Annotated in this window: 9 protein-coding genes; 5 read left to right on the forward strand and 4 right to left on the reverse strand. The window is 49.5% G+C overall.

Translation table 11 applies throughout. The annotated features are described in order from the left end of the window. Positions 1-37 precede the first annotated feature (37 nt). Together Q0577_RS14655 and Q0577_RS14660 are read right to left on the reverse strand one after the other, a co-directional pair. The gene (locus Q0577_RS14655) at positions 38-1,597 is read right to left on the reverse strand and encodes a hypothetical protein (RefSeq protein WP_298737506.1); all 1,560 of its coding nucleotides are present in this window, start codon (positions 1,595-1,597) and stop codon (positions 38-40) included. 89 nt (positions 1,598-1,686) lie between these two features. Further along, the gene (locus Q0577_RS14660) at positions 1,687-2,688 is read right to left on the reverse strand and encodes a hypothetical protein (RefSeq protein WP_298737507.1); all 1,002 of its coding nucleotides are present in this window, start codon (positions 2,686-2,688) and stop codon (positions 1,687-1,689) included. 306 nt (positions 2,689-2,994) lie between these two features. Between Q0577_RS14660 and proS the strand changes: the two genes are divergently transcribed. The 3 genes from proS to Q0577_RS14675 all read left to right on the forward strand — a co-directional run bounded on the left by proS (position 2,995) and on the right by Q0577_RS14675 (position 8,329). Beyond that, positions 2,995-4,470, forward strand: coding sequence for a proline--tRNA ligase (gene proS / locus Q0577_RS14665; protein ID WP_298737508.1), 1,476 nt, complete (start codon positions 2,995-2,997; stop codon positions 4,468-4,470). A gap of 161 nt (positions 4,471-4,631) precedes the next feature. Then, on the forward strand, positions 4,632-7,571 hold the full coding sequence (locus Q0577_RS14670) for a histidine kinase (protein ID WP_298737509.1): 2,940 nt from the start codon (positions 4,632-4,634) through the stop codon (positions 7,569-7,571). Then, complete coding sequence (locus tag Q0577_RS14675; RefSeq protein WP_145714710.1) at positions 7,568-8,329, forward strand: LytTR family DNA-binding domain-containing protein; 762 nt, start codon at positions 7,568-7,570, stop codon at positions 8,327-8,329. The genes Q0577_RS14670 and Q0577_RS14675 overlap by 4 nt, the downstream gene beginning before the upstream one ends. 130 nt (positions 8,330-8,459) lie before the next feature. Here the strand turns inward: Q0577_RS14675 and Q0577_RS14680 are convergent, their stop codons facing one another. Continuing rightward, positions 8,460-10,010: a trypsin-like peptidase domain-containing protein gene (locus tag Q0577_RS14680; RefSeq protein ID WP_298737512.1), complete on the reverse strand. Its 1,551-nt coding sequence runs from the start codon at positions 10,008-10,010 to the stop codon at positions 8,460-8,462. 293 nt (positions 10,011-10,303) lie between these two features. Next, the gene (locus Q0577_RS14685) at positions 10,304-11,299 is read right to left on the reverse strand and encodes an acyl-CoA reductase (RefSeq protein ID WP_298737514.1); all 996 of its coding nucleotides are present in this window, start codon (positions 11,297-11,299) and stop codon (positions 10,304-10,306) included. 94 nt (positions 11,300-11,393) lie between these two features. On the opposite strand from Q0577_RS14685, the gene Q0577_RS14690 reads away from it, so the two are divergent. Both Q0577_RS14690 and Q0577_RS14695 read left to right on the forward strand, forming a co-directional pair. Further along, positions 11,394-11,741: a 4Fe-4S dicluster domain-containing protein gene (locus Q0577_RS14690; protein ID WP_298737516.1), complete on the forward strand. Its 348-nt coding sequence runs from the start codon at positions 11,394-11,396 to the stop codon at positions 11,739-11,741. A gap of 110 nt (positions 11,742-11,851) precedes the next feature. After that, positions 11,852-12,310: a hypothetical protein gene (locus Q0577_RS14695; protein ID WP_298737518.1), complete on the forward strand. Its 459-nt coding sequence runs from the start codon at positions 11,852-11,854 to the stop codon at positions 12,308-12,310. Positions 12,311-12,428: the final 118 nt, after the last annotated feature.

Raw genomic sequence — 12,428 nt, forward strand, 5'->3', positions numbered from 1 at the left:
TACCTCGTAATGACGGATATGAAGACCCGTTTTAAAATTAAAACTTAAACCCTAAGGTTGCCGTTACATTTACAATCTTACTATCAATCTGCGCAGGAGCTGGAGACGTAACTCCTGCGTTATTATTCATTACCGTATACGGCTGATCCTGCCGGGTAGCCGTATTATAGACCAGCGCCAGATCCAGGTACAATCCTTTATTACGGTATCCAACGCCACCGGTATAGAACTTACGGGAGCCATCCAGTCCGGAGATCCTGTAAGGGTTGCCATAATAGGCAAAGCCCGCACGGATTGCAAATACATCCAGCTTCAGTTCACCACCAACCCTTACATTAGACACTGCCTTGTAAGTTTCATCTATGGCCCTGTTCTTTTCTGCAGACTCAGTAGCGTCTGACGTGCCGCCGTTCTTCATCTTTATTTTCATGGCTGCAAAATCAGTATACTCATAGTCTACGGAAATAAAGCCGGAAGGTTTGGCCGGGTCGCCGCCTGCGGGACGGAATATCCAGCTGGCGCTGGCTATGCCCTTCAGCGGAGTGGTTACATTGTACTTGGACTCATCTGCATAACCGTTGTTGGTTTCTGTTGAATTAGCCGTATTGTGACCGAGGTCTTTGGTATCCGTTACCATGCTGGTAACATAGGAATCATTGAACGTAGCCCAGGTAGGAGACACGAATGTCACACCCAGTCTTAACGGCACCACCGGACGGTAGATCAAACCGATGCGGGTATTGAAACCTACCCCGTCTGTTTTCAGGTCTTCCGTTACTTCATAGTAGTTCAGCTGCGCAGTAGCGTCTGAAGTATTGGTTTCCCGGAAGCTCCTGCTGTGCTCATAACGGAAGGTGGGCACATTCAGGCTGCCGCCAATGTAGAACTGGTCGCTATAGTTACCGCCGAAAGACAGGTTCAGCTCACTGTTGTTCCCTTTGCTGGTAAAGAAGTTTTCCTGTGTAATGCCGGAGGCAACAGGTATCGGGGCCCACCATACGCCGGTAGGCTGGTTGTTCTGGTCCACTTCCTGGTCTATCAGCCCGGTGGCATAAGCCAGATCAGCGCCGTGTGCATACTGCGGGTCGGAGCTCAGCACATTGGGATCTGTGATTTGTTTGTTCGTCAGATCTATCAGCCAGTTATCGGCAAAGGAGGAATTCCTGTTCACGCCCCTGTAATAAATGGTTTCGTTGTAGCTGGCCGTGCGGTTAAAGCCCAGGCCTACAGACCAGTTCTCCCATTTACTGTTCGGGTTCTTCTTGGCACCGCCAAATATAAACGCGGCACTGTTGATATACAGGTTGCCACGGTTATCGCTGCCTTTGGAACCCAGGTAAGTACCGTCTGCAGAAGCATTCTGGAAACCGAGGGAAAAAGCGGCTTCGCTTGTCTTGAAGAAAGCAACGCCGGCCGGGTTAACGAACATGGAGCTGTAATCGCCACCCAGTGCACCGGCAGCGCCACCTACGGCCTGCACCCTGGACGAGCCGCTAAGGCCGGTGGAGCTATACCGTAATGCGTCTGAAATGGTTTGGGCATTCAGCGTGTAACAGATTCCTGTCGTTACAATGGTCAATACAATCTTTCTGATCATCTTTTAGAGGTTTAAGAATAGCATGGATTATAAAAATACCCTGGTGTTGATGCCAGGGTATTTTCTTTATAACGTAAAGAATACGCAGTTTAGTTTCTGGTCCGGAAGCTTCTGCCTCCACCGCCGCCGGATGAACCGCCGCTATTGGAAGGAGGAGAGTAGGACGGGGCGCTGAAAGTACGCTGAGGAGTACTACGCTGAGGAGCAGGAGCGCTCCTGTTCTCGCTCGGAGCGGAACGGAATATCCTCCTGGGAGCGTAGCTGCCGCCATTGTTGTTGCTGCCGCCATTGGGACGTACAGTCGGCGTTTCGCTCGGAGCGGAACGGAATACCCTTCTGGGGGTATAGGTACCGCGGTTATTGCCGCTGCCGTTGTTGATGCCACCGCTGTTGTTATCCCGGAAGATCCTTCTGGGCCTGTAGTCGCTGGTATTGCCGGTTGTACCGGAAGGTCGCGGGCTGCTGTTGGTATAACCGCTGGAACCGCCAAAGCCGGTCCTGCTGCGGTAACCGCGGCTCGGTGCTGCATAGTAGCCGCCCGGGTAGTAGTGGCCGTAGTAGCCGCCGCCATAAGCCCAGCCGCCTCCATAGTAGTGCGGGTAACCCCAGGGGCTGTACCACGGGCTGTAAAAGCTGTACGGGCTATACCAGGGGCTGTAGTAGCCACCCCAGCCCCAGCCTAAACCAAGACTGATGCTCAGACCGGAACGGTAGAAGGGATATCCTCCCCAACCGCCACCCCAGTAGCTGTACGGGCTGTAACCAAAACCACCGCCGTAGTAATTATTCACGTATATGTTGGGTGAACCATCATCATAGTAAGAACCGCTGTAGTTGTTCCTGAAGCGGTCAATACGCTTTGCATAATCCCCCTGTTCTTCATCCTCATAGGTCACATAGGTGCCTTCCTCCTCGTCTGCAGCAGCTACACTGCGCTGATTCTGGCCCTGGTTGTTGTTTGATGAGGCATAGGTGCGCTCCGTCCGCGGGGAGTAATATACATCATCCGGCGTACGGGCGGATTTGTACGCGGTAGAACAGCTACTCAGTATGAGTAAAGCCCCGGCCGCTGTATATAATATGGATTTCATCTGGTTGTGATTTAATCGGGTCCTTTTATATAGTAAATTTACGCTATTCTGATTGAATGTAAATATAAATGTTTTAACGCTTAATTGAAGTGGATTGTTACAGTGCTGGCTGTATCCTCACTACTTTAACAATACTTAACAGAACTTAACAAAAACAGCCGGTGATTTTAACAAAACAGTTTGTGTCTTTCTGATTTTCATGTAGGTTTGTAAGATTTTTCCTTTTAATATTACAGCAAAAATTAAGCCAAAGGCGGGTGGCGCCCCCAAAGCAGCCACTGTAGCGGCGGCAACATTAAAAGTACTATGAGTAAAGAGATTACGGCCCGTTCAGTAGACTATTCACAATGGTATAACGACCTCGTGCTGAAAGGTGGTTTAGCAGATTATTCGCCTGTAAAAGGATGTATGGTGATAAAACCTTATGGTTTTGCCTTATGGGAAGGTATGCGCGACGTACTCGATAAAATGTTTAAGGAAACCGGTCACCAGAACGCCTATTTCCCGCTCTTCATTCCCAAAAGTTTCCTGAGCCGTGAGGCCGACCACGTGGAAGGCTTTGCCAAAGAGTGCGCCGTGGTGACCCACTACCGCCTGAAGAACGATCCCAACGGCGGCGGCGTGGTAGTAGATCCCGAAGCCAAACTGGAAGAAGAGCTCATCATCCGCCCTACCTCCGAAACAATTATCTGGAATACATATAAAGATTGGATCCAGTCTTACCGCGATCTGCCCCTGCTCATTAACCAGTGGGCAAACGTGGTGCGCTGGGAAATGCGTACCCGCCTTTTCCTCCGTACGGCAGAGTTCCTCTGGCAGGAAGGCCATACCGCCCACGCCACCTCCGAAGAGGCCGTAGAGGAAGCACGCCGCATGCTGGAAGTATATGCCGATTTTGCAGAAAATTATATGGCCCTGCCGGTGATCAAAGGGGTAAAATCTCCCGCAGAAAGGTTTGCCGGCGCAGTGGATACCTACTGTATCGAAGCGCTCATGCAGGATGGTAAAGCCCTGCAGGCTGGTACTTCCCACTTCCTCGGACAGAACTTCGCCAAAGCTTTTGACGTGCAGTTCTCTAACAAGGAGAATAAGCTGGAATACGTATGGGCCACCTCCTGGGGTGTTTCTACCCGCCTGATCGGGGCCCTGGTAATGACCCACAGTGACGACGATGGCCTGGTGCTGCCTCCCCGTATCGCTCCTTTGCAGGTAGTGATCGTACCCATCTATAAGAACGAAGAGCAGAAAGCCAAGATAGACGCCAAAGTGGCAGAGATTGTGCAGGACCTGAAACGTGCCGGTGTATCTGTTAAATATGACGATTCAGATAATGCCCGCCCGGGTTGGAAATTTGCCGAGTACGAAATGAAAGGCGTACCCGTACGTATCGCCATCGGTGCAAGAGACCTGGAGAACAATGTGGCAGAAGTGGCCCGCCGTGATACCAAAGAGAAATCCAGCCTTTCGCTGGACGACATCGCCGCCCACATCAAAGACCTGCTGGAAGAGATACAACAGAATATTTACAACAAGGCCAAAGCCTACCGTGATGCGCATATCACCCCCGCCAATACATTTGAGGAGTTTGAAAGACTGCTGGACGAAAAAGGCGGTTTCATTTCTGCTCACTGGGACGGTACCACGGAAACGGAAGAAGCGATCAAAGAGCGCACAAAGGCTACCATTCGTTGCATTCCTTTAAATAATCCGCAGGAAGCAGGTACCTGTATCCTTACAGGCAAACCTTCTACCCAGCGCGTACTGTTTGCACGGGCATATTAATTAATAATGAGGCATTAATAATGAATAATTATAGGGCAGCGTGCGGAACCGCAATACTAACTGAAATTTCTATACCGTTAAACAATAGTGACATCAATGCTTGAATGGAACATCGCTTCCCCGGTTATTAATTATTCATTGTTAATTATTAATTATTATTGATGCGGATGCCCAACGCCCGTTACATACTGCTGGTATTAATGGTGCTGTGCACAGGAAGCAGATCCCTGGCGCAGGGCTTCATGACACGTAATTATAACGTGAAGGACGGCCTTGCCAACGCCACCGTATATACTGCCGTGCAGGATAAAGACGGTTTCATCTGGTTCTCTACGCCCACCGGCGTGAGTAAGTTTGACGGCAAACGCTTCCGGAACTATTCCAAAAAGGATGGGCTTACCGATAATGACGTGATCAAACTGGCCCCCGATTCCAAAGGGCGGCTCTGGTTCTTCACCCTGAACGGTATGCCCTCCTTCTATGGGAACTATATCATCCACTCCGCTGAAAACGACTCTTCACTGCAGTTCAACAGCCACGGGCATTACATGCAGTATGCGTTTGAGGATAAAGCCCATAACATCTGGTTCCTCAATTCCGATAATCACCTCATTGAGTATAACAGCATAAAAGGACGGACGGAGTACGACAAGTTCGATAACAAGCAGTACGACATCTTCTACTTCCTGCGCCACGATACCATTTTCAGGCCGCTGCATTCCGCCTTTCAACTGAGCTCCTTCAAAGACGAGAACAACCGGGATCAGAAAATCTTCCCTGTTTCCCCCTATCCGCTGGATGACGAGACCTTTGTGGCCCGCATCCGGGGCAACCCCGTTATCATTACCCGCAACTCGCTCTACAGCTATACCGTTAAGGATGTGATCTGCTTTTTCAATGGCCGCGACTGGGGCATTACAGACGAGATCACCGCGGTGTGCGTGGAGAACGACAATCTCTGGATAGGTACACAGCGTGCGTTGTTCTTTATAAAGGACTTTTTCCGCGGCGCCAAAAGCATGAACAAGCTGCTGGACAACCACTATATTACCTCCCTGCTGAAAGACCGCGACGGTAATATCTGGATCTCCACCTTTGGCGACGGTGTTTACAACATCCCCTTCAAGAACTTTTATTTCAACTACCGCGATAATACCAATGGCCTGTATTCGCATTCCATCTTCAGCATAATGCGGGACAGGAATACCGGTATGCTGCTGGTAGGCCAGAATGCCGGTGTGCTCAATACCATCGACAGCAGCCACCGCATCCGCCAGCATACCCTGGACACGTCCAGCGGCCGTAACAGCATCTTCAGCATACTGCCATATCGTAATGATGAAGTACTGCTGGGCGCCGATAACGGCCTGTATACCTTTAACACCCGCCGCGAAAAGATCTCCATCCTGCACCCGGTAAAGAACCTGAAGGATATAGACGTTTCTCCCGGTGGTAAGGTAAGGGTGGCGTCAAAAGACCAGATCACCCTCCTGGACGGATATACGATCAACTGGCAGGAACCGCTTATCACCTCCATCGTAGGTACGGATACCTCTTTTTACCTGGGTACCAACGGCGGCCTGTACTACGGTTCAGACCGCACGAAGGAGGTGCGGCCGGCCTTTGGGGAAGGCGACTCCATGCGGCAGAGCATCAAAGACCTGAAGCTGATTGACGGCTACCTCTGGGTGGGCACCAGCGATCAAGGGATCTATGTGATGCGCAATAACCGCGTGCTCAAACATCTCCGTACGGTAGACAACCTGGCCAGCGATATCTGCCAGCAGCTTTACTACGATGGTATCGGACGCCTGTACGTTGCCACCAACCGCGGTGTTTCCGTGATAGATGTGAAGGAAATGACCATCACGCGGAATATCTCCTCCAACGACGGACTGATGTCTGACGATACCCGCGGCGTATATTATCAGCAGGGCATGCTGTACATCGCTACCTCCAACGGCCTTTGCTATTTCAAGGATCATAATCTCCCGGTAGATACCGTGCCGCCCACCGTATACCTCAGTGCTATACGATATGGCGACAGTACCTATCTGCCCGCTACCAGCTTTGTACACCTGTACAAGCGGAAAACCTCCTTCGAGGTGGAGTTTGGCGCCATTGCCTTTGATCTGCCAGACATGGTAGAGTACCAGTATAATTTTTCCAGCGATACCTCATCCGGGTGGACCACCACCATGAGTAATATCATTCCTTTTCCAGACCTGCAGCCGGGCAGCTATAAACTGTTGCTGCGTGCGCGCAAGTTCAAAAGCGAATGGAGCAAGCCGCTCACCATATCGGTCGGCATCCTGCCGCAGTGGTACCAGCAATGGTGGGCGAGGGGCATTCTCATCCTGATCGGGTTACTGGCCATACTGGCCATCCTGCGGTATATTGTGAAGCGCATCAAGCAGGCAGAGAAGAACAAAACGGATTACAACCGCCGTATTGCAGAACTGGAAGCCAAGGCGCTGACTAACCAGATGAACCCGCATTTCATCTTTAATTCGCTGAACTCAGTACAACACCTGATCCTGGAAAAAGAAGAAAAGCAGGCCCTCAACTTCCTGGCAGATTTTGCCACCCTGATGCGCCAGATGCTGAACAATTCGAGGAAGTCATACATTTCCCTGGAAGAGGAAACCGCCTTCCTGACCCGCTACCTGGAGTTGGAAAAGATCAGGTTTGCGCATAGCTTTACCTATCATTTTGATATTGAGCCTGAACTGAAAGACTATACGGTGTATATACCGCCGATGATCATACAACCGATTGTAGAGAACGCGATCAAGCATGGTCTGGCTCCCAAGAACAGCGCCGGTCACCTGGAAATAAAGCTGGAAATGGTAGACGATCTCCTGTATTGCTCGGTAGATGATGACGGAATAGGCTGGGAACATTCCAACAGCATTAAAACAGGGCGCCTTGTAAAGCATGAATCTACAGCCCTGAGCGTGATCAGGGAACGCCTGCAGATTATAAAATCTTTTAATGGAAGTGTTGGAAAGTTAGAAATTATTGATAAATTTAAGTCTGGGTTTGGCAACAAGGAAGGTACCCTGGTAGAAATTCTGATTCCCATTGTTAAGATGCTATGAGTATTATAAAAGCTGCGATTGTAGACGATGAAGTCCGCAACATCCATATTTTACGAAATATTTTAGAGAATTACTGTAAGGATGTTACAGTGGTGGGGGAAGCTCAGAATATTCACGAGGCTGCCGAAATGATCAAGAATAACCCCATCGACGTGCTGTTTCTTGATATTGAAATGCCTCCTCACAACGGCTTCCAGTTACTTGAAATGTTCCCGGTCCTCAACTTTGAGGTGATCTTTATTACCGCATTCCAGGAGTATGCCCTGCAGGCCATCAAGTTTGCCGCGCTGGACTACCTCCTCAAACCTATCAAGGTGAGCGAGGTGGAAGACGCCCTGGAAAAAGTGAAGAAGAGCAAGAAGGGACGCCTCAACGAACTGGCCTCCATCCTGAAAGATTACGTAAAGAACAATGATAACGCCTTCTCCAAGATAGTGATCCCCGTGAACGACGGCTATAATGTGATAGACCTGAAAGACATTATCTATTGTGAGGCATTTGACAGCTATACCAAGATCCAGCTGATCAACAACGTATCCCACCTGATCTCCAAATCGCTGAAGGAATACGAGGAAATGTTATCCGACAAGGGATTTTACCGCGTACACAAATCATTCCTCATCAACATTCACCACATCGTCAAGATCATCAAAGGTCTTGGTACCGCCGTGGTAATGAGCGATCAGAAAAATATTCCTATCTCTTCCCGTAAGAAAGATGAGTTTTTCGCACAACTGAAAGGGGTGATTAACCTTTAGTGTAAGTTTGAGGTTTGTGACGAACAAAAAAAAGCCCTGGTCTGAACCAGGACTTTCCCTAACCTATAAAACCTATAAAAAACCTTTTCCTGTCTCCGCTTCAGCTAAAAGCCAGCAGCTAACAGCTCACTTAAAACTCTTCACTGTTTCCGCCATTCAGGTCCACATTGTAGTAGTACACCCCTGTGTAATCAGGATATACACCTTCCAGCTGCACCTTGCTCTGTTTCTGCAATACTTTCTTGAGATCGTCTACGGAAGCAACTGGTTGTCCGCCGGCCTTCAGTATCACAAAACCGGCTTTCATGTTTGTCTGCCGTTTCAGCAGCCCGGTACCCACATCATTCACAAACACGCCACCCCTGATGCCCAGGCGGGCTGCATCGTTTTTCTGTAAGGTAACCAGGTCTGCGCCCAGTTTATCCAGTATGCTTACTTTAATGATATCCGTAGTACCGTCTTCATTTTTCAGCATCACATTGTTCACGGTATATTCCTTATCATTACGCAGGTAGCTGATGCTGATCTTGTCGCCGGGTTTGTAACGGGCAATCTGCTCCGTCATTTCCGGGATGGAAGGCGTAGACACACCATTGATCTTGGTGATGATATCGCCTTTGTGAATACCGGCTGCAGCTGCAGCGCCGCTGGCAGGAACATCCTGTACCACTACACCGTCAATATCTCTTCTGATACCGCGCTGGCGCAGTTCTTCTTCAGACATCCCGCTGGGATCTATATAATTGATGCCCAGGTAAGCACGCTGTACATTGCCATACTTCATCAGGTCGTTCACCACTTTCTTCATCAGGTTCACGGGGATGGCGTAGGAATAGCCGGCGTAAGCTCCTGTGGGAGAGGCGATGGCAGAGTTAATGCCAATCAGCTCACCGGAGGTGTTGATCAGGGCGCCGCCGCTGTTACCCTGGTTTACGGCAGCATCTGTCTGTATGAAAGATTCTATCGCGCTCCGGCGGTTCCGTTTGTTGATGCCGATGGTACGAGCTTTCGCGCTCACGATACCGGCGGTAACGGTGGTCTCCAGGTTCAGCGGATAGCCTACTGCCAGTACCCATTGGCCCACCTGAATATCATCAGAGTTACCATAGATCAGGTAAGGCAGATTACGCGCTTCGATCTTGATCACGGCCAGGTCGGTATTCGGGTCAACGCCTATTACCCTGGCTTTGTAACTGCGGTTGTTATTCAGGGTAACGTTTATCTCGTCTGCCTGGTCTACCACGTGATTATTGGTCACAATGTAGCCATCGTCGGAGATCAGCACACCTGAACCGGAAGCCATCTGGCCGGGTATATAATAACGGCGTCCGCCGCCTTCTCCCTGGAACTCATCTCCAAAGAAATCGTCGCCAAAGAGGTCCTGCAGGATAGATCTTCTTCTCTGCAGGTTATTGGTAACCTGGCGTGGGTTGATCTTTGTTTTGATATGTACCACACCGGGTAATGCTATTTTAGCCGCCTGGGTAAAGTCTGTTGGAGGAGTAAGGCTCCTGGTTTCTGTACCAGGCATGTAGCTGGCATAGTTTACAGGGATGTTATTCGATCCGTTCTGATAGGGGCCTGCCTGCCGGGTTTGAAAATATTTGCTGTAAACAAATATGCTGGCAAAAGCAGTCGCCGCACTAATTAGCACAGTCGCAGCAATTTGTCGAAATTTCATATTTCTGAAAGTTTAAAGTTAATTGAGGTTGATTCTACTGATAAGCTATCAATTTATATGCCTCGAATACAAATTTAAGCCTCCTGCGCCATCAGTGCCATTGGGGCCCTTTCACTTTAACAGTTTTTTATATGAAATATAAATAAATAGTTAAACTCCGCATATCTGCCCTGTCAGAATAACAACGCAAACAGACAGAATGTTAGTTTAAAGGTTGGAGCGTTTGACAGTTTGCTAGCCGCCCGTGTGTTCGGGACCGCCTCAAACTTTCAAACCCTCAAACCTTCAAACGGTTACAATTTCTCCAGGAACGCCAGTGTATCAACTCCGTCCGCATAGTCCGTGAGGGAGGGTTGCTGGGCCTGTCCGAAAGGTGTAAAGTCGTGTCCCACCAGGCATTGCAGGTCTTCATCCGCCAGCAGTGATGCCGCCTGTACGGTGGCGTCTTCGTAGTAGCCGTAGTGCAGCACGCTGATAGGAGAGAAGAGAGAGGTGGATTCCTGCAGCAGCACGCTGCCATTGGTAAGATAGGCGCTATTGTTCAGCAGCAGCAGCGCCAGGTTATAATCGTAATTGTTCTTGTATTTGTGATGGTCCATCAGGTGATCATACTTTTCAAGTGCCTTCAGCAGCGGTGAAAAATCATAGCCCAGCGGTACAAACACTTTGGTTACATTCCGGCAGCCCAGGCCAAAATAAAGCATCACATCATCTGCGAGGGCCTGCAGCTCAGCCTCCGTTTCGCGACCGGTTAACAGGGCGGCAGAGGTACGGTTGCGGCGGATAATATGCGGGAATTTTGAAAAGTAGTATTCAAAATAGCGGGCAGAATTATTGCTGCCGGTGGCAATGTAGGCATCGCAATCCTTCAGCATCTCGCTGGGAAGGGTCTGTGTGGCGTAAGCAGGGTACCATTCCGCTATCTTTTCCAGCACATGGGTCATCAGTACGGAATCTTTGGAAGACAGCTTCAGCTTTACCTGGTGGCCGCTGACAAAACCGCAGAGCCAGTCGTGAAAGCTTACCAGGGGAATATTCCCGGCGGCCACAATACCCACGGTACGGGGCGTTTTCGTCCCCAGCAGGGGATAGGCCTCCATCCAGCGGGAGAGGAGGGCCTCATCCAGGAAATATTGGCAGATATTTTGGATAGCCATGTCTATAGATGCCGGGGTAAACCACCCGTTGGCCTGGAAAGCCTGCTCTTTTACATTTTGCAACGCCGGCTCATCACTTGTCAGGTATTGGCGTAAACGTACCAGGGCAGCGACTTTTTCTGTATTGTTCATGAAAGGATAAGAAATATTTAAACTTTTTAATTCCGGAAATTCTATTTTTGTTAACAAAATTAATGGCTTACCACTTAAACAAAAAGTTTATACTATGGCAATTAAGATAACAGATGAGTGTATTAACTGTGGAGCGTGCGAACCGGAGTGCCCTAACAATGCTATTTATGAGGGTGGTGTGGAATGGCGAATTGCAGATGGCACCACTGTAAAGGGCTCCTACACGCTTATGGACGGCGCCACTATTGACGCAGACCAGGCAAATGCCCCTATCAGCGTAGATACTTATTATATAGTTCCCAATAAATGTACGGAGTGCCAGGGATTTCATGAAGAGCCGCAATGCGCCGCTGTATGCCCGGTAGATTGCTGTGTACCGGACGAAATGTACCAGGAAACCGTAGACGAGCTCCTGGCCAAGAAAGAGAAATTACATATCTGATAAGGAAATAGTTAAAGAAAAAAGTAAAAAAGGAAAAAAGGTGCGGCCATTCCGCGCCTTTTTTCCTTTTTTACTTTTTCTTTTTTATTTTATGAAAAATCCCAGGAGAGATGCGACGTTATTTTCCGGCGTTATGGATATTACTGTTCGGGGCTGCGGCCTGTAATGCACCCACCGTGCACGAAACAGACAGCAAGGCAGCCCGTGAGGCCGTACTAAAGGCTGATACCGATTTTTCTGACCTGTCCCGCAAAAAAGGCTTCCGCTACGCCTTCCTGGCGTATGCAGACAGCACCGCGGTGCTGCTGCGCGCCAATAACCCGCCTATGAAGGGGCAGGTGGCTTTCCGCTACATAGAGTCCATGAACGATACCGGCGTGACCCTTACCTGGGAGCCCGGTTTTGCCAGTGTGGCTGCCTCCGGGGAGCTGGCCTATACCTACGGCATCTATACCTTTACCTCTAAAGACACAACTACCCGGGGCACTTACCTTACCGTCTGGAAAAAGGATGCCGCCGGTAACTGGAGATTCGTACTGGACACCGGCAATGAAGGTTTGGGGAAATAAAGGTTTTTTCTTTTATCTTTACCCGCTTATAAGATAATTGTTTAAAGTCTGAACGTTTGCGCGTTTGAAAGTTTATCGGCCGCCAGCCGGTTTGGGACAGCTTCAAACCTTCAAACGC

The sequence above is a fragment of the uncultured Chitinophaga sp. genome (genome assembly GCF_937898475.1).
GTDB lineage: Bacteria > Bacteroidota > Bacteroidia > Chitinophagales > Chitinophagaceae > Chitinophaga.